This is a genomic window from Martinezella tropici, from assembly GCF_008370325.1.
In the GTDB taxonomy this organism is placed as follows: Bacteria; Pseudomonadota; Alphaproteobacteria; order Rhizobiales; family Rhizobiaceae; genus Rhizobium; species Rhizobium tropici_B.
This window is the reverse complement of record NZ_VNIP01000005.1, coordinates 39,438-64,623: the sequence shown is the minus strand read 5'-3', so window position 1 is coordinate 64,623 and position 25,186 is coordinate 39,438. Positions and strand designations below refer to the sequence as shown.

At 56.9% G+C, this 25,186-nt stretch carries 20 protein-coding genes and 1 pseudogene; 11 read left to right on the top strand and 10 right to left on the bottom strand.

Going from position 1 to position 25,186, the window contains the following annotated elements:
- Window positions 1-168 (bottom strand): NmrA family NAD(P)-binding protein (locus tag FP026_RS30845; RefSeq protein ID WP_348642311.1); only part of this gene is annotated, 168 nt, incomplete at its 3' end.
- A 114-nt stretch (window positions 169-282) separates the two neighbouring features.
- Here FP026_RS30845 and FP026_RS08390 point away from each other — a divergent pair.
- Window positions 283-1,179, top strand: coding sequence for a LysR family transcriptional regulator (locus FP026_RS08390; protein ID WP_348642310.1), 897 nt, complete (start codon window positions 283-285; stop codon window positions 1,177-1,179).
- A 43-nt stretch (window positions 1,180-1,222) separates the two neighbouring features.
- Here the strand turns inward: FP026_RS08390 and FP026_RS30550 are convergent, their stop codons facing one another.
- Window positions 1,223-1,480: a hypothetical protein gene (locus tag FP026_RS30550; RefSeq protein ID WP_246665295.1), complete on the bottom strand. Its 258-nt coding sequence runs from the start codon at window positions 1,478-1,480 to the stop codon at window positions 1,223-1,225.
- Window positions 1,481-1,789: 309 nt separating this feature from the next.
- Between FP026_RS30550 and tnpB the strand changes: the two genes are divergently transcribed.
- The 7 genes and pseudogenes from tnpB (at window position 1,790) to FP026_RS08340 (ending at window position 10,431) form a co-directional block, all read left to right on the top strand.
- Window positions 1,790-1,963, top strand: a complete 174-nt coding sequence (tnpB, locus tag FP026_RS08380; RefSeq protein WP_149634172.1) for an IS66 family insertion sequence element accessory protein TnpB — start codon at window positions 1,790-1,792, stop codon at window positions 1,961-1,963.
- Between the two features lie 634 nt (window positions 1,964-2,597).
- A complete protein-coding gene (locus FP026_RS08375) occupies window positions 2,598-3,434 on the top strand; it encodes a helix-turn-helix transcriptional regulator (RefSeq protein WP_149634171.1) in 837 nt (278 codons plus the stop codon).
- Between the two features lie 116 nt (window positions 3,435-3,550).
- Window positions 3,551-4,414 carry a class I SAM-dependent methyltransferase gene (locus FP026_RS08370; RefSeq protein ID WP_077980301.1) on the top strand — a complete coding sequence of 288 codons (864 nt, stop codon included), beginning with the start codon at window positions 3,551-3,553 and terminating at the stop codon, window positions 4,412-4,414.
- Between the two features lie 997 nt (window positions 4,415-5,411).
- Window positions 5,412-6,395 (top strand): DapH/DapD/GlmU-related protein, encoded by a 984-nt coding sequence (locus tag FP026_RS08365; RefSeq protein WP_149634170.1) that lies wholly within the window; start codon window positions 5,412-5,414, stop codon window positions 6,393-6,395.
- Between the two features lie 200 nt (window positions 6,396-6,595).
- A complete protein-coding gene (locus tag FP026_RS08360; RefSeq protein ID WP_149634169.1) occupies window positions 6,596-7,753 on the top strand; it encodes an IS110 family transposase in 1,158 nt (385 codons plus the stop codon).
- Between the two features lie 493 nt (window positions 7,754-8,246).
- A pseudogene (gene tnpC / locus FP026_RS08350) lies at window positions 8,247-9,027 on the top strand (IS66 family transposase); the annotation flags it as partial.
- A 489-nt stretch (window positions 9,028-9,516) separates the two neighbouring features.
- On the top strand, window positions 9,517-10,431 hold the full coding sequence (locus FP026_RS08340) for an AraC family transcriptional regulator (protein WP_149634167.1): 915 nt from the start codon (window positions 9,517-9,519) through the stop codon (window positions 10,429-10,431).
- 846 nt (window positions 10,432-11,277) lie between these two features.
- On the opposite strand, the gene FP026_RS08335 is transcribed toward FP026_RS08340, so the two are convergent.
- From FP026_RS08335 to FP026_RS08310, 6 genes are all read right to left on the bottom strand, one after another.
- Window positions 11,278-11,640 (bottom strand): hypothetical protein, encoded by a 363-nt coding sequence (locus FP026_RS08335; RefSeq protein WP_149634166.1) that lies wholly within the window; start codon window positions 11,638-11,640, stop codon window positions 11,278-11,280.
- 65 nt (window positions 11,641-11,705) lie between these two features.
- On the bottom strand, window positions 11,706-11,951 hold the full coding sequence (locus FP026_RS08330) for a hypothetical protein (protein WP_188112539.1): 246 nt from the start codon (window positions 11,949-11,951) through the stop codon (window positions 11,706-11,708).
- Between the two features lie 234 nt (window positions 11,952-12,185).
- Window positions 12,186-12,428, bottom strand: a complete 243-nt coding sequence (locus FP026_RS08325; protein WP_246665296.1) for a DUF982 domain-containing protein — start codon at window positions 12,426-12,428, stop codon at window positions 12,186-12,188.
- Between the two features lie 71 nt (window positions 12,429-12,499).
- Window positions 12,500-13,927 carry a putative sulfate exporter family transporter gene (locus FP026_RS08320; protein WP_149634164.1) on the bottom strand — a complete coding sequence of 476 codons (1,428 nt, stop codon included), beginning with the start codon at window positions 13,925-13,927 and terminating at the stop codon, window positions 12,500-12,502.
- Window positions 13,924-15,840, bottom strand: a complete 1,917-nt coding sequence (locus FP026_RS08315) for a di-heme oxidoredictase family protein (protein ID WP_246665294.1) — start codon at window positions 15,838-15,840, stop codon at window positions 13,924-13,926. The genes FP026_RS08320 and FP026_RS08315 overlap by 4 nt, the downstream gene beginning before the upstream one ends.
- Window positions 15,841-16,433: 593 nt before the next feature.
- On the bottom strand, window positions 16,434-19,097 hold the full coding sequence (locus FP026_RS08310) for an ATP-binding protein (protein ID WP_149634177.1): 2,664 nt from the start codon (window positions 19,095-19,097) through the stop codon (window positions 16,434-16,436).
- Between the two features lie 421 nt (window positions 19,098-19,518).
- On the opposite strand from FP026_RS08310, the gene FP026_RS08305 reads away from it, so the two are divergent.
- Window positions 19,519-20,775, top strand: coding sequence for a helix-turn-helix transcriptional regulator (locus tag FP026_RS08305; protein WP_149634162.1), 1,257 nt, complete (start codon window positions 19,519-19,521; stop codon window positions 20,773-20,775).
- Between the two features lie 181 nt (window positions 20,776-20,956).
- Here the strand turns inward: FP026_RS08305 and FP026_RS08300 are convergent, their stop codons facing one another.
- Window positions 20,957-21,586, bottom strand: coding sequence for a LysE family translocator (locus FP026_RS08300; RefSeq protein ID WP_149634161.1), 630 nt, complete (start codon window positions 21,584-21,586; stop codon window positions 20,957-20,959).
- An 834-nt stretch (window positions 21,587-22,420) separates the two neighbouring features.
- On the opposite strand from FP026_RS08300, the gene FP026_RS08295 reads away from it, so the two are divergent.
- Window positions 22,421-23,530 (top strand): sulfite oxidase, encoded by a 1,110-nt coding sequence (locus FP026_RS08295; RefSeq protein ID WP_149634160.1) that lies wholly within the window; start codon window positions 22,421-22,423, stop codon window positions 23,528-23,530.
- Window positions 23,531-23,542: 12 nt separating this feature from the next.
- Entirely contained in the window at window positions 23,543-23,836 is a 294-nt protein-coding gene (locus FP026_RS08290; protein WP_281408582.1) for an integrase core domain-containing protein, read from the top strand.
- Window positions 23,837-23,952: 116 nt separating this feature from the next.
- On the opposite strand, the gene FP026_RS08285 is transcribed toward FP026_RS08290, so the two are convergent.
- Complete coding sequence (locus FP026_RS08285; protein ID WP_149634158.1) at window positions 23,953-25,143, bottom strand: aminotransferase class V-fold PLP-dependent enzyme; 1,191 nt, start codon at window positions 25,141-25,143, stop codon at window positions 23,953-23,955.
- Between the last annotated feature and the right edge of the window lie 43 nt (window positions 25,144-25,186).

Sequence of the window (25,186 nt, the reverse complement as noted above, 5' to 3'; positions counted from 1 at the left end):
GAGCTCAGCGCCCTGCTCGGCAAGCTTGAGGGCCGCAGGCGAGTCTGTACGACTTGTGAGCGCACGAACGTGATACCGTCCACTCCCCAACAACGACTCCGTCACGCTCCGGCCCTGCTTGCTCAGGCTGCCCGCGACGACAATGGTAGGCTTTTGATCAATCGACATGTGTATCTCCATCATTTTCCTGGAGCAGCGCAGCACGGCCACTCCCTGGAGATTTAAATCGCAATCCATCTGCCATATGTGAAATCGATTGATTTATGAGCTACTATCCATCTTATGGATATGAAGCGCATCGATCTCAACCTCCTCGTCAGTCTCGAAGCTCTGCTTGTCGAGCGCAACGTCACAAGGGCCGCAGCCCGGCTACATATGAGCCAGCCGGCCCTCAGCGCCCAACTGAACCGCCTTCGTGACCTGTTCAAGGATCCCCTGCTCGTGCCGGCGCATCGTGGCATGGTGCCGACCGCCAAGGCGCTCGAACTGATTGGACCGCTTCGAGCGTCGCTGGATCAGCTCCGCGGCACGCTCCACGACCACGACAGCTTTTCTCCCGCAACAGCCGAGCTGACCATCTCGATCGCGTGTACCGACTACGTCGAGGCTGTGGTGGTGGCACCCCTGATCGTGTCGCTGCGCGACAAGGCGCCCAATATCCGGCTTGCCGTGCACCGTTTTGCGCCGGCGAGGCTAGCGCAGCAACTAGCCGATGGCGATGTCGATCTGGCCATCGCGACACCGGATGCCGAGACTCACCTGCGTACCCGGCATCTGTTCGAGGAGAGCTATATTCTCATCGGCCGTTCCGGCCACTCACGGATAGAAGAAGGGGCAACCCCATCGGGGTTTGCCCGGCTCGAACAGGTCATCGTCTCGCCTTCTGGAGGCGTGTTTTCCACGCCGGTCGACGCCACCCTGGAGGCGCTCGGCCACTCTCGCGCTGTTGTTGCCTCCGCCGCCTCTTTTCTCGTTGTCCCGAGCATCGTCGCCAGCAGCGACCTTGTCGCCCTGGTACCGCGACGCCTGATGCGGAACCGTTTGGGTGAGGTCGCATGGATAGACGTTCCCTGGCTTTCGGAACGGTTTCAGGTGGAGCTCATATGGCATGAGCGGACAAACGGGCATCAGGGCCAGCAATGGATCCGCGACCTGATTCACGATCTTGTCGCTCGCTGACGCGCGCTAATTCGAGCGACAGAGAGATGTCCCGGTCATTCGCTCAACGGCATTCCCTGACTGGAAACATGTTTTCGCCGTAGTGATGGAGCCGGGTATGATGTCGTCGGCACAACCATCGGACCATCAATGGCTCCTCGTATTGATCGTGATGGGCGTCAACGGCTTCGACACCGCAAACTTCACAAGTTTTCCTATCAATCTCGCCTGCCTTTAGGGCTCGCTGAACCGCGAGATGGGCTTCGTATTTGCCGGGATTGGCCCGTCGCCAGTTGGCCTGGCGGGTGTCCGTCTTAAGCATGTTTCGCTCCGCTTGATAGGCTGTGATCGTTGAATAGCACGGGACTCGCGGCATCTTTTGACTAATCCGCGTCTACCTACGCTTGGCGAAAAAAGCTCTCGCCACCCGACATGGGCTCTGCTCAGAAGGCATCGCTTGTCCGGGCTTCGATTATTGGCTCCTCGGAGAATCCCAGCAACGGCTCGAAGAGGAGCGGTGTCGGGCCGTGCAAAGACGTCGAAATCGTTCTCAGGAACGGCCGCTTGCTCAGGATTGCCGCGGACTGGATCTCGGGGTGCTGGCGTCGTTGATCGCTTGTGTGGAGGCAGCATGATCGGGCCTTCTGGCAATGTGCGAGTTTATCTGGCCTGCGGTGTGACCGATATGCGGCGTGGCATTGACGGGCTGTCGGCGATGGTGGAAGCGGTGATCAAAGAGGCGCCTGGTTCCGGTGCGATCTTCGGCCTCCGCGGAAAACGGGCGGATGCGATCAAGCTTCTGTGATGGGACGGTCAGGGCTTCTGCCTGTTCTACAACACCAACCGCCGCTGCACGCTGCAGATTATCCTGCACCGTGCTACGCGCGATTCCAACACGACGGCAATCTCACGCGAGCTGGTGCCGCTTGCCGCAAGCCGCAGCATTTGTCGCAAATGTCTCATGGTCAGCCTTCCCTTTGCCGGCATCAAAGCCCCCTCCTTCATCGCGAAGTGTTGGCAGGGAGAACCGCTTATTCTTTTCGAGCGTCAACCCTGTGATTGTCTCTGAGCGATGTCTAACCGCCCTGATCAGTTTGAAAGGCCGATCAGGTCGGCGGCGTACGGTAACATTCCGGCCTCGACAAGCGTAAAGAGATTAAGGCACCGGATTTTGGGACACTCAGACCTGATCAATCAGAAGCTCAGAGGCAAAGAGTAGCGGGTGGTGCAACAGGAAAGTGACAATTTACATTCCAACACATCAGCGCCTGCATGTCCTCCCTGCCCATGTAACCCATAAGCAAGGCGGCGCTGTGGCACGTGCGCTGCTTGCGCAACTATTCGACTGCAGAAGGAGATAGAGTGTGAGTTCTAGACACAGGAAATCATCCATCGCGCTTCCCGCCCGGCCCGCGGGCACGAAGGAGGAAGCATCCGCGATGCTCCAGGTCGGCGAAGAGATCAAGGTCGTCAGCGCGTCAGCTCCGACGTCGGAATACGGCATTGCTGTCGCACGAGTAAGTTTCAGAAAAGGCACGTTTACGAGCGGCGTGGCGACACATCATATGATCGGTATCGGTTGCTCGTTGCCGACATCGGTAGAACATATGATCGACGGCAAACGTCTCCGACATCACATTACACCGGGATCGCTTTGCCTTTGCCCCGTGCAGGCCCGTCACTCCACCGCTTTCGGGGGCTCGATGTCCGGAATTGTTTTACGGATTTCACCAGAGTGCCTGGCGCTTGCAACGAGCGATCTGCTCGGCCACAACGCCGGCTTGATCGAGCAGCTCAACGGGCGAGATGGTTTCATTGCGCACGTTGCTCACGTGCTGAAGGCGGAAGCTGCCGCTGGCCATCCGAACGGCACGCTATTCTGGAACGCAGCGACGGATGCTCTTCTTGCGCATCTGGTGCGACAACATCTGGACCAAAGCCCTCCGCCCAATTGCGAGCAGTTGGACTTAAATAGCATCAATCGTCTAGATAGCTTCATTCGCGCAAACTTGGATGAAACGCTTAGTCTGGATAGCCTTGCGGAAATCGTAAGCTGTGGACGATTTCAGTTTGCACGCCTTTTCCAGTCGACCATGGGCATCAGTCCTTACAAGTACGTCATTCGCCGCAGACTGGAGACGGCACGAGCGATGATCCAGGCTCGTAAGGTGTCGCTGGCCGAGATATCCGCGGCCACAGGCTTCAGTGACCAAAGCCACATGACAAAGTGGATCAAGCGGGTATACGGCGCCACGCCAACCCAGCTCGCCGGCTAACCTTTTGGATCGACGCGGAAGAATGTCGAGCCTATGCAAGGATGTACAATACCATCCCCCGCACCAGGCTTAAGGCTGTCGTCATCAAAGACAGGACGTGAGGATTTAAGCGAACTATGGCGACCTACCCCGACACATCAAACACACCGAACTGGCAGGTAAGTGCGCCAGCCATCGACTACATGAGCGACGAGTTTGCGCGGGTCTACGAACTGACCGGCGCCCGGGTTACAGCGCCGATTGCGGTCGAAGCCCTTCGATTGATGGAGCCGGTCCCCTTCCAATCCCGAATTCTCGACATAGGTGCAGGCGCTGGAGCTCTCAGCGTCCCCGCAGCTTTTAGTGGCGCCAGCGTAGTTGCTGTCGATATCGCTCCTGGCATGGTCAGATTGCTATCGGATCGTCTCGCGCCGTTTCCCTTTGCGTCAGCGCATGTCATGAACGGCGAAGACCTACGCCTGCCGGACAACTCATTCGACCTTACGTTCTCAATCTTGGGGATCAGCCTTTTTCGTGATTGGGAAAAGGGGCTGAGCGAAATGCACAGGGTACTGCGGTCCGGCGGCAAAGCATGCATAGCGAGCTGGAAAACGCTACCGGGAGGAGGGCCATTCATGGTGATGGCGAAGGCGTTGCGAACCATATTCCCCGATAGTCCGCCCCCTCCCGCCTCCGATGCTTTTGTGACATTGGCCGATCCGGCGCGGGTTGCGACGGCGATGCAATCTGCCGGATTCACAGATATCAAGGTCGTAGAGTTCGAGACTATCTGGAAAGGATATGGCGGACGTGCCTACCTCGATGCGATGCGGGAGCTCCACACCTACATGGCCCCCTATGCGGCGTTGAATGACGCGGATCGCCAGAAAGTTGATGATGCCGTTCTGGCGATCATCGAGGACTATACCGTCGACAGCATCGTTGAAATTGCGTCACCTGTCTTGCTCGCCATTGCAGGTAAGACATCGCCTCAAGCGTGAACGCTTCGGGCATTTGCCTCGGCTCGATCCCCTGAAAGTCATGTACCTCCCACCTGGGCTAGCAACTTGCTGGCCCATTTTCCAAGCCAGATCCACCGTTTAGCATTCGATCGATGTGCCGCATGGCCTTCGCGCATGCCCGTGCGACTAACGGCGTCGCTCTGGCTCGATGCGAAGAGAATATGTAACTCGTTGTCCAGGACGAGTTTTTCATCGCTTTGGAAATCAGGGCTTCGAGGTACTTGGGCCGGCGAGCTCCGTCGATCACGCCTCCATCTGTTGCATGAAACGACGCCGAACGCCGCCGTCCTCGATGTCGATCTCGGCGATGAACGGGTAGCTGCTCGGCTATGGTTGAGTGGGAAGGGGACCGTGAATGCTGATTGATGGCCTTTCTAGATCATTTTCCGCGCCGGGTTGTGGCCCTGAAATCGGCCAGCTGCCTTGAACGCATTCCCCACTCTGGAGAGAGCCTATATGTCCGATGTTTTGCCATTCTTCCGCACCTGGGTGGCACATCCGCTCCGCATTGCCTCTGTCGTTCCCTCGGGAAAGGCATTGGGCCAATTGATAACGTCCGAGATAAGCGCAGGTGGTGGTCCAGTCCTGGAACTTGGACCTGGGAACGGGCGCTTTTACGCAGGCGCTTGTCGAGCGGGGCATTCCGAACTCAAGTTGGTGCTCGTCGAATATGCGACGCGGTTTGCCCAGATTCTCCGTCAACGGTACTCATCCGGCAGCATCCATTACACCACTTCGTGAGGACACTTTCTGTAACGTCCGCGCTCGCCGGAACGAAAAGAGGAATTGGTTCGAACAGGAAGGAATGGCTATGGCCATGATGTTATCAGTAGAGAATTCCGCACTGCGGGCTTCAGCGATTTCGTTTGCTTGGGGATCCTTTGTTTCCGTTGGCAAATCCTCAAGACGGCAAACGCATCTTGACTAAGACGCTCGTTTATCTCGCAACTCGCAATCCATAGTTTGAGGCACTTTAATGCTCAAAGATAACGAAAAAAAATTCGGTAAAGGTGTAACAGCGCTAGGTCTGTCGTCAGTCGATAGCAGCGGACGGGTCATTGAGGCTCGTTACCTCAGGACATGGCGTGGTGATGACGATGATCATACAGGTACGGTTCGCATCGACGAAGCCGACCTCTCGCGACGCCTCGGACGATCTTTCTCCGGCGTCGCCCGACACGACGCCGTTCGGGACGTTTACATCGTCCCGATTCAAACCAAAATCCGCGATCTTCACGAGAAGGCGGTAGATCTTTGTGATGTTTACTTGCGCCTTTACCTCCTGAGCGCCCGCCTAGCGACACCTGATCAGGTCAGTCTCGCGGGCGCTCTGGACTTTTTTGTCAACGTTGCCTGGACTTCGGTAGGCCCCTGTCTGCCAGAACGCGTCGAGGAGGTGCAGCACACGGCACGAATTAGCGGGCAGGAAGTCACAGTCGGGAGTGTCTGGCCTTTCCCGCGTATGACGGATTACGTTGTGCCAACGGGCGTCAAGGTTATGAACACTGAGAATGTACGCTTGGGCGCTTATCTCGCGCCAGGAACGACTGTGCTCGGCGCTGGTTTCTGCAACACGGGTTCCTCGACGCGTGGGGCGACAGCGATCGAGGGACGGCTTAGCCTCGGTGTCAGCGTTGGCGAAGGAACGCACATCGGCGGTGGCGCCTCCCTTATGGGGACGACATCCGGCGGCGGCAAGCAAGTGGTGACGATCGGCAGAAACTGCCTGGTCGGAGCAAATGCCGGGGTTGGTATCGCGCTGGGTGACGATTGCGTTGTCGAAGCCGGTTGCTACGTGACCGCCGGTATGCCGGTCAGCCTTCCTGACGGCCAGATCGTCAAAGCAATTGATCTCTCCGGCAAGCCGGGGCTTCTATTCCGCCGCAATGCTGTGCAGGGAAACGTAGAAGCCTTGCCATCGCCTGGATGGAACGGGTTGAACATGAAGCTCCACCAATAGATACGTCGGAATCGAGCGTCGATCTGTTTCACGTTCCTCACGCCGTTTTAACGCGATCAGCTCGGGCAGGATTTCGTCCTATCGTAAGCGCGAATTTCTGTGAACCTTCTGAAGCGCAGTGCTCTCAGGCATGAGAAGCTATGCGGGAAAGCGGCGAGGTGGCACCATCGTCGTGCGATCAACCCGAAGGATAGCCTGCCATGTCCAAAGTCGAAGATCTCAGCCGATCAATTACTGTTTTAGATCAAGCGCGCACTGTGCTCATCGTTATAGAGATGAGTCAGAATAGCTGGCTGGTGGCCGGAATGCTTCCCGGCATACAGCGGCATCCCCTCAAGAAACTCGATCCCGATCCGAATGCTTTGCTCGACCTAATCACGCGCTGGCGGTCGGAGGCTGAGGCTTCTGGGATGCCGATGGAGCGAGTCACGCTGGCCTTCGAGGCTGGGCGAGATGGCTTCTGGCTGGCCCGGTGGCTGGAGACGCGAGGCGTAGAAGCTCACGTCATCCATTCGACCAGCGTCGCCGTGAACCGTGAACATCGACGGGCAAAAACTGACAGGCTAGACACGGCCATGCTGATGCGCGTGTTCCTCGGCTGGCTGCGTGGCGAGCGTGGGCACTGCGGTATGGTGGCGATCCCATCACTGGCGGAAGAGGACGCCAAGCGGCCGAGCCGCGAGCGGGAGAACCTGGTCAGCGAGAAAACGCGGATAATCAATCGCATGAAAGGGGCGCTGGCTCGGCTGGGCATCCGTGGCTTCAAGCCCGAACTTCGCCGGGCGCCGAAGAAATTGCCGGACTTGCGCACTCCGGAAGGACAGCCGCTTCCGCCGAATATCCTGGCAGAGATGCGGCGCGACATGGCTCGGCTTTCAATGCTGCGCGATCAAATGACGATGATTGAAAAAGCCAGAATCGCCCAGCTTGAGCAGGCGCCTACGTCGGGACATAACGCAATGGTTGTACTACTGGCGCGCGTGATTGGTGTCGGGATTGAGACAGCCGACATGCTGGTCCATGAGGTTCTTAGCCGCAACCTCAGAGACCGGCGGGCGGTGGCGCGTTACGCCGGTCTGACAGGCTCCCCCGACGAGAGCGGATCGAAACGACGCGAGAAGGGGTTGGCCAAAGCAGGGAATGCCCGGGTGCGACGCGGGCTGATACAATTGGCTTGGCGCTTCCTGAGGTTCCAAGAAAGTAGTGATTTAACGCAATGGTACCACGCACGAGCGGCACAAGGTGCCCGCAAAACGACGATGATCGTGGCACTCGCACGAAAGTTGCTCATCGCGCTCTGGCGATTGGTTACCGTCGGCGAAATCCCGACGGGCGTCACATTGCGCCCGATGAATTGACCACACTGCAGGGCGCTTGATGGATCGACGCCGTAAAGAGCCCGCGTGTATCGATTCGAGGTGGCGGTATCCCGATGGACACCATGGCATTATTTGCCGTCATGAGAATGGGCCCGCCGCCTCGGAGCCTTGCTGCTGAAGCCAACGACTGCTTCATGGTTCGGGTCTTTTGGAGACCTCACCGAATACAAGGTTGCGGCGCAATGCGATGCGCCCAAAGGCAGGCTCCCCTCAAATTTGATGCTCACGGATCATCGCACGGGCAGTAACCGACCGGTCTGAGGTGGCGATTCTAACCGCTTTGCCACGAAACCGGTGCCCAGGCCCTTGACAATGAAATCCCCATACAAGGTGTCCACCAAAATAGGTGGACACCAAATCATGGATGAAGATGCTCCTAAACTGCAGGTGCGGCTTGGTCGCGACGGCCGCCGTCGATATGACCCTGCTTCGCGTGATCAGCTCGTCGCAGCGTGTTCAGAGCCTGGCGTTTCGGAAAGCCACCAGCACGTCGTACATGTGGGCCTATCGCAGCGGCGAGAATAGTGAGGAGCCAATCGTGCTTCTCGATTATCAACCGGGCCGCGGCCAGATCCACCCGCAGACCTTTCTCGGCGACTACCGCGGTATATTGGTGACTGATGGCTACACAGCCTGGCGCACATTACATGGCGCAACCCAAGTCGGATGCATGGCCCATTCACGGCGGCGCTTCGTCGAGGCTCTCAAAACCAGGAAGAATGGAGGCGGGCCGCCGGAACAGGCACTCCGGTTCTTCGAGCAGCTTTACCGGATCGAAAAGCAGGCAAAAAATAAGGCCCCGGATGCCGGCGAGACGAAAGCAGACTGCATTCGCCGCTTCCGCCAGCAGCACAGCCTGCCTGTCCTAAACGCACTCAAGTCGTGGCTCGACAATATCGCGCCGAAGGTCGTACCGGATACCAAGCTCGGTGATGCCGTCTCCTACACCCTGAACCAATGGGATTACCTGACGCGCTACATCGGCGACGGCAGGATTCCGATCGATAACAAAATTCTGGAACGCGACATCAGAGTTTTTGTGACCGGAAGAAAATCGTGGCTGTTCAGCGATACTCGCTGACGGAGCCAGGGCCAGCGCCGTAATCTACAGTCTGATGCTGACTTGCCGCGCCTGTGGCGTCGATCCACTCACCTGGCTGCGCTACGCGCTCACAGAATTACCTCAGCGCGACGAAACGGCAGGCATTGGAGACCTGCTGCCGTTCAATTTCCCCAAAACCTCCGCCGCCTGATAGAGCCGAATATCGCTACCGCGGGAGGGGCTGGGGTCAGCGATGCCGTCTACGTCAATGCGCATGGAAAATGCGCTTACGTTTGTTCGACGCTGATCACTAATGATTTCACACAGGAATGTAACAAACCCCCTCTTTACTCCGTAAAATACGCAATTCGTCCCGCGCAAGACAGGGAAGTCTGGAAATGCGCTCGGGATTTAATGAGAGCGACGCTACCACTTCGGAACTCATGAAGGAGTGGAACGCGCGAAAGTGACCGAATATCTGATCGTGGGACGCTGATGCAGGCAATTGACCAGACGCTGGAGGACGTGGTTGCGAGCCTTAGTCCTCTCGATGTGGATTGGATGGACGACACGGCGAGAAACAACGCGATGTCAGCACAGTTAAATGCGCAGCACCAGATAGCGAAATATTCGACATTGCAAGGCACACGTTTTGCCGTGCGCGGCGCCCTACCCCGATCAGGATGCGGCGGAGCACTAGATGCGGATTGAACAACTTATTTCCAAGGCGCAACATCTTACCCGGCTTGCGGACGAACCCTCGGATTGCGCCTCCCTCATGGAGGAGAAGAAACGGAGCCACCTGCCGGGGTTGATGGTAATGTGTAGGACGCACCCTGGTCAAGTTGAGGCGCCGATCTGCGGCCCCGTCTTTGGGTTAGTTCTGCAGGGATCGGCGGAGATTTCTGCCGGCATGCAATCCCTGTCAATTGCGTCGAGCGACCTATTGGTCGTCAGCCATGACTTGCCGGTCGCCACACGCGTCACACATGCTGCTCCCTTTGCTCCTTATCTTGCGGTTTTAATTTCTGTCGATTTGACAATCATAAGGAGCCTTGCTGAGCAGATCGGCGAGAACGGGGGGGAGAACAAACACGCTCAAACGCTGGAGGCGGGATCGGCCGAACCGGCTTTGATTGAAGCCGTTGATCGATATCTGTCGCTCCCGGAAAATTCGGTCGCGGCGAACGTCATAATCCCCTTGATCCGCCGAGAAGTTCATTTTCGTATTTTGGTCGGCAGGCATGGCGGGATGCTGCGCAACCTTTTGTTGCCGGGCAGCCATGCCAGCAAGATCGCCAAAGCTATCGCGCTGATCCAGGATGGCGCTCGCGAGAGACTGTCGTTGTCCTCGCTGGCCAGCGCAGTGGGAATGGGTCTGTCGTCGTTTCACCATCACTTCAGATCGATCGCTGGGACAAGTCCGCTTCAATATCAAAAGGACTTTCGCATGATCGAGGCGAAGCGTTTGTTGTCGCTCGGTGGTCGCACTGTCACGTCCGTCGCGTTAGAGGTCGGCTACGAAAGCGCCAGCCAGTTCAGCCGGGAGTATTCGCGTAAATTCGGCGCGCCCCCTCGAAATGATCTCCCCCGTACCGGCCGCGCCAAAACATAACTCCAGCGAGCAGTTGGCTCGACGGATCCAATCAATCGTTTGGACGACCGTTGGAACGAAGGCTTAGCTTCGTCAATCCGAGGAAGGATCCGGCCTGCCCGGATTGTGGCAGGGGCGCCGAGGCGAGATTTGCCCGCGGAGATGGCGCACCGCGGCCGATGATCGACTGATGGCCACAGCGGCACTACAAGCCGCTCCAAGATCCTGGCTTAATGCGATCGCGGTACGACACTGCCTGCGCGGAACCATATAAACAACCACGCGCCTCTCTTGGCGGTGAGCAGCTCCCACGCGCGAAAGCTGATGCCGGCGACGGACAAAGAGGAACGCCTGGTCACGATGGTTCGCGACCTCGTCTGAGAGCCCCGCAAACGACCCCTCATAGGGGAGCAAGTGATCTTTATGCTGAGCAAGGTATTGGAGTTGCGTTCAACACTTTCGACCTCGGCGGCGCCTATGTGTATTGGGTAAAAATCGAAGAGGAAGGCGCCGGTTCGAAGGTTACGGTCTACACCGGCAATAATCTGGCGAAACAAAAATACGTTGACGACATGTTCCGGTGGGCGTCTGGCGATACAAAATGCACCAAAGGTTGGATTATCTAAGGACGCCACCTCCGGCCCGTTCTACATCGGATAAATTAACAGGCCGTCGGGTGTCATTTCGCCTCCCGCCGAAACTGATCCCATGAACGGGCTTGGAGCTTTTTTCTATTTCATCGTGTTTTAGGCCATTGTGGGCGTCGTTTGCTCGCTGGGAGGAGGCGTTTGGCTCCTCTACTACCTCATAATCCACGTTAGAATCGTTTTTGCGTGAAAAAGGGCGTCCCTCCGGGTGCCTCTTCGCTCATGAATTCTTGGTTTGATATGTCGTGGCACCTTTTGTCAGCTCTGCATCACTGGGCTGAAAGAAATCCCTATCTTGATCAGTCGCTTTTCCGTTTTTGTCGAGTACCCGCAGGATAATATGCATTTTCTGAGCAGGAATCGGTGAGATCGGCACCAATACCTCGGGATGGGCTGCTACCGCTGAGACCGCCAATGCCAGTGCCTGCTTTTGGGGGTTTGTTTCATCTCCCGTGTAGTCTCTAATATTCACGACTACTGTACCTGTGGCGCTGAATTTCTTGCCGTCTTGGCTGTATCGAGAAACACCTACTCTATACCCGCCGTTTCCGAGATCTTGAGGCGATCCGAATCCAATGCTCATGCTGATCTCCTTGTTTCCAAATGATGATTTTCACTTAATAGATGTCGGATTGTTTGATGAATTCTCTACCCACCTGGCTCCGATGGCGTCTTTTCTGTCAGGATCGGCTTCCATAGTCCGAGCATGCAACGGACGGAGGCACCATCGATCAGGATCACGCTGTCTTCCGGATAGTGTTTACCGTCGTGCCAGCAACCGACTGTGGTGGGTTGATCGACCGTTTCTCGGCGCGTATTGAGGCCGTGTAGACGGCGCTCGATTTCTTTCGGATCGAAGTTACTTCCGTCTAAATCCTTCGGGTCGTCAGCCATCATTACTATTCCCTCGGTCTATATCGATGCACCATATCACGGTGAGAAACGATTGACTGTTCATTTGCGTTGAGATTTCACCCAACTTTGCATTTCATCGTGACCGAGCCTGGATGTCGATATAGCAAAGTCGTCAATGGGCTCGCAGCCACTGAATGGGTCAGCCTCGAATGCAAATCTGGGTCAAAGCGGTGTGAAACTGAACAAAGATGAATAGCGGAGTCACTTCAGCGCTCACTGCAGCACTGATACGCCGGCTTCTTCCGCAGCCCTGAGCATCGCATCTCGGACTGCCCCGGGAGCAATTCGGCCATGAATAGCGTCAAGGCATACGTGCACTGCTGTCAGGTATTCTTCCCCATCATCGATCGGCCAGTGCTCCAAGAGCGTTTCCACAGCATCTCGCACTGTATTTATACGTCGGCATGTTGATCCACCGTCTTTCCTCAGCGTGAGAGCGGGGATTTTTCGGCGCATCCCTGGCTTCATTACTTGTCCTCCAGAACACAGATACCTACGATTTACATCATCATATGCCATTGATAGCCTCACAATTTGCCGGCGAATTCGAGAATCGCATGCCGGTCAGCATCATTGAGCGCAAAAAATCGATCTCTGACGATCTTGGCTTCACCGCCGTGCGCGAAAATCGCATCTGCCAAGGATTCGGCTCGGTTGTCATGCAGATAGCGCGTGCGTAGATGCAGATCGATTAAAGGCGTGGTGCGCCACTCAGATCCGATTGCATCACCCTGGAGAATCTTGTCATCAAGCGCTCCGCCCATATCGTGCAGCAGCAGATCGGAATAAAGGGGAACCTCCCCCTGGCGCCCAAGAAGCGCGGGTACATGGCATTTTGAACAGCCAATGTTCGAAAACAGGCGCCCGCCGGGATCTGCCAGCATTCGGCTTTCGGTGGTCCGGGAGGCGGTCTTTGTGCCATTGGCGGAAAGCAAGCCAAGTGCGGCATAGGTAATAGCGGCAGAGATGACGACACCGAAGCCACCTATTGCTACCAGACGCCATGGCCCTCCGACTTCGGTCAGCCGCGTCAGCCTGGTTGTGAGCCCTAGCGCGGCCATCACCATCATGAAAAGGAATTGATCGAAATCTATAATCGGGCCGCGGATCCGTGGGTCAAGTGTCATATGGGAGTTCAGGAAGACGACCGCCCCGAAACCAAGCACAAACCACGGGACTGGGATCGGCATCCCGCCCCCACCGCTCTTCCGCCGTGCAAACACGCCGAAGACGAGCAGAAGTGGTATCAGCATTAAGACCTTGGTCAACTTGACTAATGTCGCCGTGTTTAGCGCGCCCTCGGACACGGCATGGGATGCGCCGTAAACCTGGGCAAGCTCGAAGATACTGGCACCGACAAATATCCCGAATGTCCTATCATCAAGTTGCGGCAACCAACCAGCGAGGAACAAGACCGGATAAACAAGCAGGGACACAGTGCCGGCGAGAGTGATAAGCGCGATAGCAATTCCGGCGTTACGGTCGCGACTACGAAGGATCGCGCTCGCCGAGAGGATCGCCGCCGCCCCACAAACTGCGCAGCCGATTGCAGTTAGGAGCGCAAATTCGGGCTCAAGACGAAGCACCTTGCGGCCAACCATATAGACGAGACAGAGCACCAAGATCAGTTCGAACAAAGCGATGAGAAGAGGCGCGGCGCCAAGATCAAGCAGAAGATTGATAGTGATACGGAAGCCAATCAGTATGACGGCCAGCCGGAGCAGATAGCGCTTGGTAAAATCCAGACCCGGAAGTAGAGCCTCCGGAGTAGTAAAGCAATTGCCGAGGGCGAGGCCGAGTAGCATCGCTACTAGCACCGGATTGCGCGACAGCGGCTCGCCAAGACCGCCGGCTATCCAGCCGGCAGCAAGCGCGCAGAGAGCGGCGACAACAAGGCCGGGGAAAGACAGTCTGATCGCCCGGGGAGCGTCGAACGCGGTTGTTGCGAGAGTCATGGTTTGCCTGCTCTTTCCGGCGTCATCTGATGGAGAAAAGCGGTCATTGTCGCAACAACATTGGAGGGACCGCCTCGATTAGGACGAGCAGCATCGGTATCGCCAATTTCAATGGCAAGCGCGCTGGCGACCATGTCGGAAAGCGTCGCCTTGTCTGCCTTCCAACCATAGCGTCCAATGCGTGTCTTGCCCTCCGTATCGATCACGTAGTTCGGATGGCCTTTAATCCCGTCTCCTTTGGCCACCGCTTGAGCCGCGATAACGCTGTCGGGAATGTCATCAATCCGAGCAATGCCAAACAACAGAGGCGGTGCACGCAGCGAGACGACATTGGCGTCACGCGGGAGTGGCGCCTTCATGGTCTCTCCGCCCCGACGCACAAAACGCCCCGCCACAGGGGAGCTTCCCTGTACCAGCAGTTCTACCCGACCGGTCGCGGGATCCATATGCGCAATCCTCCGCGCAAAGTGGATTGCATCCGTGCTCGCGCCGCCGGGGCCGGGATGGCACGTAGCGCAAGAAGACGCATTGAATAACTGCCCAAGACCAGTCTTGGCGGTGTATTCAGTCTCGAAATCGACCTTGCCCTGGCTAACTAGGTCGTTCTCGGTCAGAACATCCTGGGATGGCATCTTTGCGTCGAAGATACCATCCCTATCGAAGGCAGGGAGTTCGATAAGGGCACCATCCTGGCCGGGAAAACCTTGGATGGCACCGGTGATCGTGGCCCAGATATGTTGCCCATCAGCGGAGGTCGCGATTGCCTGTAGTCGATCCGCCCCGATTGCTCCCTCGTTGGGAATGGAGATCTGCGCCCGAGCCAGCAATCTCCCATCTTGATCGAGACGAAGTATCGTACCGTTGCCCCGGTTAGCGACATAGAGGTCCGACCCGCCGGAAAGCGTGGTGAGGCTCGAGAAGAGCGGATTGGCGACTTCCGCGGTGGCCGGCGCGATGTCGACGGGATGATCAAAAGCACCGAGGGCGATCTTTCTTCGCTTTGTAATTCTAAACTGTCGTGTGTCATCTGAAAGTTCAAGGGCATCGAGCGTGTTCTCGCCGGGGTCAGCGACATATAGAATTCGGTTGGGAGTCCAGTTGAACGCCATGCCGACAACCCCGGGATCATCCCCGGCTGATCGGCTAACCTTTATAGTCCCGGGATCGGCAAGGCCATCGACACCGTCTTGGACGTGAATCTGAACCAGCGACCCTTCTGCGGTGACGGCGGCGAAAACGGCAAAGCCCGTTCCATCGGGAGATGCGCCGAGGAAAGCGGTGCCAAGTGCTCCAGTCGTCAAGGCACCTGGGGTGAGCTGACCGCTTTTGCGATAGTTGAGTAGTTTGCCAAACCAGGTATTTGGCCGACCGATCGGCACTTCCCTTCGATTGGTCTCCCAACCGGCAAACACGCCACCGGCGTCCGCACTTGGCGGGTTGGCAAGCGGAACTCCATTCGGATCAAGCACCGTTATTGTACCGGGGCCAGAGAGCCCGTCTGGCGCATTCGCTATCCATGGCCGCCCAAATGCGTCATTGATCGAGATGTATCGTGGTCCGACGACACCGGTCAATTTAGCGGTCAACGCCGAAGGGCTGTTGAAATCGTTGCGATAGGCATCAATTTGGGCTGAATAAAGCTGCACCGCGGCCCCGGCATGTTGATCAAGCCTTGCAAGATCCGCCGGGACGATAACAGGTTTTCCATCGCCAGAGCCGCGAGGATCGATCGAGACAATGGCGCCTGGTATCTTAGTGGGATCGCTCGGTGTAGCGCCAAGATTGCTTCTAACCGCGACGAGAACCCTCGTCGGACCGAGAACGCGGTCATCTCTTGTAGCAAGCAGGAAGTCGGGGTTTCCTGGTATAGGTCCGCCGAAATGGAAACGACCGACTTCCCGCACGCCGGTCACTCCCGGCAATCCGATTGCGACGATACGACCTGTCAACTGCCAACTGGGAGCGGTCTCCTGTGCCGGTGCCGCTCCTGGGTAAAACAAAGGAAACAATGCGGGAATGAGAACTGCGCCACGCTGAAGCCGAAGCCGAAGCCGAAATCCGCCAACATGGTTTCGCTGCCGAAACACCAGTCGTGCAGGGCTCGATGAGAAAACAATCACTAACCGATGAACGAGGGGTGCGACAGCGCATGACATATTCTAGTGACCTTGGGAATGACACGAACAACTTGGACAAACCGGCACAGATACAAAGAGCAGACGAAGCCTTTCGACGGAGAGGCGGCTGCTTGATGCAATTTTTCGACAGAGCCGAAATAAGCAGAAACGCAAAGCATGTGTTGGTGGCTGCGTGGCTAGGCTTGCAAAAAACGACGCGGCATAAGTTCATCATATGGCATCTGCAAGCTGGTCTTCATCGGCAGGACCGCCTATGTTTCGCCTATCGGTTACCTAATTTTGTGCCGCATGAATTACGCCGAGGATTGATGACTAATACCCGTTGAATTTCTCGGGTGGCGCTTCGGGGTTGCACGGATCCGCGGATCCTATGCGTTTGCCGTCGCAGACCTCATAAGCCAGGGTTCCCCCCGAACACGCAGGAGCACCTCCGTTCTGTTGACCGCGCTGAACTTGCCAAGCACAGCCGAAACCTGATGCTCGATGGTGCGCGGCGACCGTGCGAGACGCCGCGCGATTTCCTTGTTGCTCATGCCCTCGACGATCAACTCCAGCACCTGTTGCTCATTCGCTGTCAATCCCAGCGGATGGTGGCGAGCGGCTGCATAAGGGCCCCGGCGCTGCTTTGGCAGAATATCGGCGGCACCGATATGGCGCGCAAGGAGCCGCGCACGCGCTGCAACGGGCCGCGCCTCAAGATCATCTAGAATGGCGACAGCTTCGGCAAACGCGGCGCCTGCGCGAGCCCCCCGGACCTGCATGAGAGATAACGCTTGCTCGTAGCGTTGGCCGAGCGATGACCAGAGTCCGGCGGCGGCGGTCGGATCGCCCTCCAATTCCGCGAGGCGCGGCGGCGGAAGCGCCACCGCTCGCGTATTCAGCGGGGTATCGGCCCCGCAGCGTTTCCGCCAGACAGCAAGCTCCCCAAAATCCCAGACGGGAAAATTGCCGGTTTCCATCAATGAAAGGGCGAGAAGCTGTTCTCGCGCCGCTTCATCGTCTTCGGCGAGCCAAGCCGCTTCCGTGAGGGCGAGACGGACGGGGATAATGCGCTGCGGCTCGCCTGTTGTGAGCGCTTTGCGAAGAGTGCGTTTCAGTAGCTCCGCTCCCTCGGGCTCCCCAAGCCTCATCTTGACCCGACCAAGAACCGTGAGCGCAGGGAGATGCATCACGAGCGGTAAGCTCGGCATCTGCGTCACGCCATGAGCGATGGTCTTGGCGTCATGAAACCGCGCCTGTTCCATACGAAGCTGGGCCTGTCGGCCAAGTAGATAGTGGTTGGTCGAATCAAGGTCATGTCGAGTGCAGAAGGCGATACCCTCAGCCAGAAGGCTTTCGGCTAGCGCGAAATCCCGATCCACCAAAGCGCACTCCGAGAAATTCGTATAGGCTCTCGAGGCATGATCGTGAAAGCCGCGTTCGATTGCGGTAGAGAGGCTTTCTCGCAATCGTTCTTTTCCGCCAGGCCGGCCGGAAAGCGCCAAAGAAGTTCCGACATTGTTGAGTGCATGGACTTTAGTTTCGATCTCTCCTAGCTTTTCAGCAAGGGCAATTGCGCGTTCACCCCATTGAATTGCTTCGTCAAAGCGGTATTGCAACATTAGCAGTTGTGAGCGCGTGCTATAGGCGAGCGTGAGCTCAGGGCGGGGCGGCAATGCCTCAAGCTCGCGCACAGCCCTGTCTGCGCATTCGTCTGCGCTTCCCGTTTCTCCCCTGCGCCAATGCAGCCGGGCAATCCGGCATAGATTGAGGCAAACTTTTTCCGGGCGGTCGAGAGACCGCCACAGACTTATCGCCCGATTGTGAGCCTCCAGTGCTGCTTCGTGGGAGACATGACGTGCAAGAAACGTTTCGTGAGCCCAATCCTCGTAAAGCTGCGCCGCTGCATCTGGCGGTGCTAATGTCACATATTCAAGCGCCTTGGAAAGGTGCGACACTGCCTGCTGGTGGGCGCCGAGCGCCGCTGCCCGCGTGGCGACCTTCGGTGCAAGTTCGAGGATGCGTTGACCATTTTCCGCTTCGGTCGCGTGGTAAAGACGCTGGTCGAGGATTGCCGGGTTCGAGATCGCGTCGGCGCGCAGCGAAAGAACAGTTTCCATTCGAGCATGAAGTGCCCGCCGAGCAGCGGGCGAAAGGCGTTCCAATGTTGCCTGCCTTGCCAGCTCATGTCGAAAAACCAGCACACCGCGATCTTCAAATTTTATAAGACCCCGTGCCACTGACTGGTCTATGAGATCGTCGGCATTTCCACCAATCATCGCCTCGATAAGATCGGTGTCCACGCCGCCTGGGGCAATACTCACAGTCTCAAGAAAGCCTCGTATGTCGGATGGAAGGCGTGAAATGCGCGCCCATACGGCATCGCGAATGGAAGCTGGAACGCCGTTGTCGTTGTGTTCAGCTAAGAGTTCCTTGACGAAAAACGGATTTCCTCCAGTCACGCGATGCAGTTGCGCGCCGCGGTCCACATCGCCCGCGAGCGCGGCAACGGCTGCGGGCGAAAGCGGCGTCAAGACAAGGCGTTCTGCCGCAACCGCAGGCAGGTCGCCGAGAAGCTGGGTGACAGGGTGATCCGGATCGACCTCGTGGCCGCGCATCGTCAGGATAATAAAAGTATGCAGCAGAGTGATGCGGCGACTGAGAAACCGGATGAGGTCGAGCGTTGCGTGATCGGCCCAATGAACATCTTCGAAGATCAGCACCTTTGTATCGGGCCCGCGCATCAAAGCCTTAAATACAGCTGGGAACAATGTGCCGGGGATGGCGCCATTCGCCAGCAGATCGGAGATCTCGTCGTCCAGGAGCGGCGCCATGTCCTCAAGTGGGCCGAGGGCTCGTGGGGTGAACAACGGTTCGCTCCAACCCCAGTGAACAGTGCAGCCCTCAGTCTTGGCCCTGAGGAAATCCTGTATCAGCGATGTCTTCCCAATCCCGGCTTCCCCTTCAATGACCGCGATCCGACCGGCCCCATCGAAGGCGCTTCTCAAGGCGCGGGAAAGCGCTTCCAGTGCTGGCTGGCGCTCCAACAACATCAAGCAACCTTTCGTCGCCGTCTTACCTTGAAGAGAACTGGATGCTGACTGGAACATCGATAAGCGAATGAAAGATAGAAGCCGGTTCTATTTCGCTTCGCAGCGTGAGCGGTCGAGGGTGTGCTTGGCGTTCTCATGAAAGTCCAACGTTAATAGATCTAATGAAGTCAGGCGCTGAAACACATGAACCATGGCGAGCACGGACCATGGCGCCTCATTTGCCGTCCGCCGGCCAGCGCACGCCGCAGACAGTTCGAGCCAACGCATCCGTCTTGATCCGCTTCTGCCGATCCCAATTGCAAGTCGTCATATGGCTCCCGCCAATGATCTCTTGCACAACGAGTAATCAAAATCTTTTTAGCGAAAGCCGTCGCAAGTTATTGTATCGTCGACGCGCGACTTGTCATCACCCGAACGGGTAATGAATCAATTCCAGGTCGCGGGAACCCAACCTCGAGACTTTGCGGCGCAAGCATTAGAAATTAATCTCTACTTATGGGTGTATTTTCTCATGTATCTTTCAGCAAAAAATGTTGAAGTTTTTTCGGGGATTGTGGAATCTATATACGACACCGTCGTAAATGATGCACTGTGGCCGTCTATTCTTGAAAGAAGCTGCGCATTTGTAGAAGGCGTAGCCGGCAATATTTTCTGGCAGGAATTTTCCGGGAGACAGGTCGAGACATTTCATTCCTGGGGGCTGGATTCGTCCGCGATCGATTCTTACGAGAACAGATATGTGCCGATGAATCCCCTCTATCCAGCGGCCAATTTTCTAGAGCCAGGTGTCATATACGCCGGTCACGATCTGATGCCGATGGAAGAGTTCCGCGAGACCGAATTCTTCAAGCACTGGATCGCGCCGCAAGGCTTTCTTGATGCGGCCTTTTTCAACATCCAGCGCTACCGGGAAAATTCAGCAAATTTTACCATCATACGTTCTGAGAAACAGGGGCTCGTAGACGACGGCGTGCGATACCGCCTTGGTCTCCTTGCTCCCCATATTCAACGCGCTGTTCTAATCGGACGCGACATTGATCGGGAGAAATTGCACTCAATTTCTCTTGAGGCTACGCTTGGAAGCATCTCGTCCGCCGTGTTCATTATCGCCGAACATGGAAAACTCGAATGGGCCAATGCTGCCGCAGAGGCTTTGCTGTCAGCGGGAGATTTGGTATCACGCGAAAATGGCGAACTGAAGCTGAACAATGTGGGCGCTAACCGGACCTTTTATAATTCTTTGGCGGCGGTGACGGCCGGTGACAACGCCCCTCTCGGCCGCAAGCCTACAAGCGTCATCATTCCACACCGCCATGGCGCAACCTGGCTCGGAACTCTTATGCCCTTGCAGACCGATACGCTGCGCCGGCGATTCTTTGATCTGGCTGGCAGTTCGCCGATAGCAGCATTTTTCGTGCGCAAGGCCGAGCTTCACGCCGCTTCCGCAATCGAGATTGTGACGAAAGCCTACAAACTCACGCCGAGCGAGGTGCGGGTGCTGCAGCAGGCGATCGAAGGCAGCACTGTCGAGCGCATAGCGCGGGTACTTGGCATTTCTGCCAATACCGTAAAAAAACATCTATCCTCACTCTACGGTAAATTCGGCATCTCCAGGCGCCAAGGACTGGTGGAAATCGTTGCCGCCCACGGAGGGCCGGTGAACACCGCCGAAGTATAGCAAACAGCGCGTTAATACGTCATCTTATCGGCGCGAACCGATGGGTGAGATGGCGTATTCACGCGCCGCGAACGGTGAAGTGAGGGACAGGTCCGATACGTCTCCGTCCCACCTTCTTGGCCCGGCGAGACGCCGCTGTATCAGGGCGTGTCAGTCGTAAAGCATACGTCGGCGAGATTGATTATGTTTTTAACCCTGAGTAGATCGCCATCGTTGCTAATAAGACGAATGCTGCGGCAAAGATTAGATTGATCGATCGATATGCAGTCAACGACATCATCTGCTTTCCAGCCATCGACGTGAGCATCGCAACAAGCGAAAACCAGGCAGTGGCAACGGAAAAGACAATGGCTGCGGCGATGAATACAAGCAAAGGCGAGAGCTGAAAGATGGGCCTCGGCAGCGCAAAGAAAATGGCGGTCGTGGGATTGAGCAAGCCAGTAAAGAGTGCAATGCGGAACTGATTGATTCCTGCGGCTTCTGACTGCCGCCATGGCAATTCAGTCGCACGTCCCCTTTGATAGGATTTTAAGGCCAACCATAGGAGTTGTCCGGCGAAGAGGACGGCGATAAGCCGCCTCACGCTCTCGATGCCAGAAAGCCGTTCGGCCCCGAAGGCTATCGAGCAGCAAAGAATGCAAGCACCAAGGCCCACGCCCAGTGCGGCGGTGAGCGCAGATCGACGGCCGCTATTCATGCTTACCGAGGACACAAAGAGAAAGTTGCTTCCCGGCACAGCCAGAATGAGCGAATAGGAAGTCGTGAAACTCAACAATTCGAACAATGTGGTATGCAAAATCGAAACCGTCATGACCTTCTCCGACGATCAACCCCGTGCGTCCTGCATTGTGTGAAGAATGGCTCTCGCTTGTACGGCAACTTGCGGTCGGGAGAGGCTTGGCTCGTCCAAGGACCCCGGCAACTATCGACTGATGCAGCTCGGAAGCTAATGCCGGGCGATACACCTCGGCATCGGTAACGCCACCTAAGTTTCGGAGAAAAGCCACCTAATTTTAGATGAGATGCACAACGGCGTGATGCACATGGGACTTTTAGCCATCATCTGTGGGATGACGCTTCGGAGAACCAGTCGATCCGCGAGATTAGTCTGAGATGCGGCCGGAGCCATTCTGTCCCAGTTGCAAAAAGCCAGAATGGCCGAACGCGAGGTTCGCTCTGTCGTCTACAATATGCCGGGTGCTCCGCCCTCACTGAGGGACGAAGGTGCTGCCGAATGGTCCTTTACCGCTGCGCGGGAAGCCCATTCATCATCTAGCAGGGCCGCAGCTGGCATCCAGCTCTTGAAGGGACTCGAACCGTCGATCCAGCTATTATAAAAAGTCGTCCATCTCAAATTTTTCAACGGCATACATCGGCTTGGCCTCGATGGAATGACCGATTTGGGGCCGAACGTGGACCGGCCGCTTCTTGCATCGGAGAAGCAATGGTAGACATTCAACTCCGGATCGACGTCTCGAGCTAATCCTTTGCTGCCGTTCGAGGTCGATTCGAGGAACGTGCGGCATGTGCTAGAATTCGGCCCGAAGGCGGAATGCGACAGACGCGCTGCGAGAGGCGGTATATCGTGCCGGAATTCGCGCGACCGAGAGCCGAGGTTGTGCTCTTCAAAGGGAAGACGAGGAAGATGCCGACACCAGAGCAACCCAGTCTAATAGTTCGCCAGAAATCCCCACAAAACATCGAGTTTCCGTTTGCGTCGCTCTCCGATTGGCTGATCCCAACCGAACTGTTCTTCGTGCGAAACCATTTCCCGTCACCGGACCTCGATGCACGAGACTGGAGATTGCGCGTTGGTGGTGCGGTGGAGCGGCCAATCGAACTTGACATCGACAGCATTAAGGCGATGCGGAGCACGACTTTGACCGCCGTCGTCGAGTGCGCAGGGAACGGGCGCGTCTACTATGAGCCGCCGAGGGAGGGGTTGCAGTGGCAGAACGGAGCCGTCGGTAATGCCGTGTGGACGGGTGTTCTTCTGCGCGAGATTTTGGAAATGGCGGGCGTCAAGCGAACCGCATGTGAGGTTCTGCTCACAGGCGCCGACAGCGGCGTCGTCGACTCGAACAAGAAAACGGCTTCTCCCGGCCCCATCGCGTTTGCGCGCAGTTTACCGCTTGAGAAGGCCGTCGCCGACAGCACGATTCTTGCCTATTCGATGAACGAGGAGCCGTTGACGCGCGATCACGGCCATCCGCTACGCGCGGTCGTGGGTGGCTGGTTCGGCATGGCTTGGGTCAAGTGGATCACGCATATCACGGTTGTGGAGCAACCGTTCCTTGGCTACTGGCAGGCGCGCGACTATTTCCGTTGGGAGCGCAGTCTCGGGGAACCCACACTAGTCCCCCTTGCGCAGATGGAGGTCAAAGCGCAGATCGCGCGTCCCGCACAGGGGGCGCATCTCGTCGTCGGCCAACCGTACCGGATTTTCGGAGCCGCCTGGAGCGGAGAGGCTGCTATTCGCCAGGTGCAGGTCTGCACTGGAGATGGCAGCGGCTGGCGCGAGGCAAGGCTCCTCGAAACAGAACGTCCCTTTGCATGGCGCTTATGGGAGTACGTGTGGACCCCTGAAGAGGTGGGGCGGTATATACTGCGATGTCGCGCGACCGATGCTGCGGGGTGCGTGCAGCCCGACCACCAGCGCTCCGACTGCGAGAGCTACGTGGCCAATTGGATCATTCCGGTGGAGGTTACCGTCGTTCCCGAGCCACGGATGTACGAGGAGGAATTCGTTATCTGATCACCCGGTGGAGTGACCCCCTCGGGCTGGACCAGCGAGAGCTATCGACGGGCGCTCGATGCCGCTGGCCTACAGGGTTCTATGAGCGCAGTCGGCAACCCTTATCACAATGCGCAGGCAGAGAGCTTCATGAAGACCCTGAAGGTCGAGGACATATACACCGCCGGCTACGAGACCTTCGCGGACGTGGCAGAACGCTTGCCGAGGTTCATCGAGCAGATTTACAATGCCAAGCGGCTGCATTCAGCCCTTGGCTATTTGTCGCCAGCAGAATTCGAAACTCAACTCGCCCAGCAGGCGGCTTAGTTCGACGCGCCTCGCTGGTCCAGCCCGAGGGGGTCACTCCAAAACCGGCTCAGTTCCGCGTGAAAACCAACAACCTAGGTTTGAAGTCGCGCCGGAAATTCGATGCAAGCCAAAACCTAAGCGGCCAGCAAGCGGACTGCAGACGCCAAGCGCGATATCTCATCCGAGGTATTGTAATAGTGGGGCGACGCCCGGACGACGTTCGGAAGATTTCGGCCGGTCGCGTCGAGCGGTGTTGTCGAAGGCGGTGACACGGAAACGTTGATGCCCTGCGAAGATAGCGCGCGCATCACCTCCCGTGCTTCCATAGCTTCGAGAGTAAATGAAACAATTGCAGAAAGGTTTTCGCCGAGATCCCGAAGGACGACGCCGGCGATACCAGCAAGCTCCTGCCTGAGCTGGGTGGAAAGATTCCGACATCTTGCCTCGATACGGTTGAGACCGACAGCCAGCGCATAGTCGGCGGCGGCTCCCAATCCCAGCCGGGTGGAATAGTTCGCTTCCCAGGTCTCGAAGCGTCGCGCGTCTGCGCGAAGCTGATACTTGCCAGAAGCGACCCACGGAGCTCCAATTAAATCGATGAAGGCAGGTTCGACCGTCTTCAGGAAATCACGACCGATGAAGAGGAAACCTGTCCCTCTCGGCGCACGCAAGAATTTCCTGCCCGTGGCCGTGAGCATATCACACCCGAGTTCATGGATATCAATTGGCATCTGACCCACAGCCTGACAGGCATCCAAAAGATAAGGTATGCCATGCGCGCGGGCAATTCGACCCACCGCTGCGGCAGGATTGACGAGGCCACCGTTGGAAGGGAGCCATGTGATTGAGATGAGTTTGACACGGTCATCAATCATGTTCTCCAGAGCATCTGGATCCAACACCCCGTTAGCATCGTCCGGGATCACTTCGACGCGCGCACCGGTACGCTTCCCAACCTGCAAATATGCGACGTAGTTTGCTGCAAACTCTGTCGTGGTGGTTAAAATCCGATCGTCAGCTTTGAACTGGAGTGAATAGAAGGCACGCTGCCAAGCCAGCGTAGCGTTTTCTGCAAGAGAAATCTCTTCGCGAGAAGCCCCAACTAGGCGGCCAACGCTATCGTAAACGGATTCGAGACGGTCGAGGTTCTCCGCATGTGCCTCGTATCCGCCAATTGCGCTCTCTCGATTGAGGTAATCCACAACAGCGGATAAAACAGGTTCCGGCATCAAGGCGGCACCTGCATTATTTAGGTGAACCCGGTTTCTGACGCCGCGAGTAGCTTCCCTCAAAACTTCGAGCTCGCTGTCGGAAAGGGCTGTCACGTTCGTCTCCTAAAGTTAAATGGTGATCGGACGCGGCCGGCGG

Bases quoted from the DNA above. Each gene is read 5' to 3' on its own strand.
- FP026_RS08365 (WP_149634170.1), top strand. From the start codon at position 5,412: ATGCTCAAAGATAACGAAAAAAAATTCGGTAAAGGTGTAACAGCGCTA.
- FP026_RS08375 (WP_149634171.1), top strand. From the start codon at position 2,598: ATGCTCCAGGTCGGCGAAGAGATCAAGGTCGTCAGCGCGTCAGCTCCG.
- FP026_RS08330 (WP_188112539.1), bottom strand. From the start codon at position 11,951: ATGGCTGACGACCCGAAGGATTTAGACGGAAGTAACTTCGATCCGAAA.
- FP026_RS08390 (WP_348642310.1), top strand. From the start codon at position 283: ATGGATATGAAGCGCATCGATCTCAACCTCCTCGTCAGTCTCGAAGCT.
- FP026_RS08305 (WP_149634162.1), top strand. From the start codon at position 19,519: ATGAATCAATTCCAGGTCGCGGGAACCCAACCTCGAGACTTTGCGGCG.
- FP026_RS08320 (WP_149634164.1), bottom strand. From the start codon at position 13,927: ATGACTCTCGCAACAACCGCGTTCGACGCTCCCCGGGCGATCAGACTG.
- tnpB (WP_149634172.1), top strand. From the start codon at position 1,790: ATGATCGGGCCTTCTGGCAATGTGCGAGTTTATCTGGCCTGCGGTGTG.
- FP026_RS08335 (WP_149634166.1), bottom strand. From the start codon at position 11,640: ATGAGCATTGGATTCGGATCGCCTCAAGATCTCGGAAACGGCGGGTAT.
- FP026_RS08325 (WP_246665296.1), bottom strand. From the start codon at position 12,428: ATGCGCCGAAAAATCCCCGCTCTCACGCTGAGGAAAGACGGTGGATCA.
- FP026_RS08310 (WP_149634177.1), bottom strand. From the start codon at position 19,097: ATGTTGTTGGAGCGCCAGCCAGCACTGGAAGCGCTTTCCCGCGCCTTG.
- FP026_RS08295 (WP_149634160.1), top strand. From the start codon at position 22,421: ATGCCGACACCAGAGCAACCCAGTCTAATAGTTCGCCAGAAATCCCCA.
- FP026_RS30550 (WP_246665295.1), bottom strand. From the start codon at position 1,480: ATGCTTAAGACGGACACCCGCCAGGCCAACTGGCGACGGGCCAATCCC.
- FP026_RS08340 (WP_149634167.1), top strand. From the start codon at position 9,517: ATGCGGATTGAACAACTTATTTCCAAGGCGCAACATCTTACCCGGCTT.
- FP026_RS08370 (WP_077980301.1), top strand. From the start codon at position 3,551: ATGGCGACCTACCCCGACACATCAAACACACCGAACTGGCAGGTAAGT.
- FP026_RS08300 (WP_149634161.1), bottom strand. From the start codon at position 21,586: ATGACGGTTTCGATTTTGCATACCACATTGTTCGAATTGTTGAGTTTC.
- FP026_RS08360 (WP_149634169.1), top strand. From the start codon at position 6,596: ATGTCCAAAGTCGAAGATCTCAGCCGATCAATTACTGTTTTAGATCAA.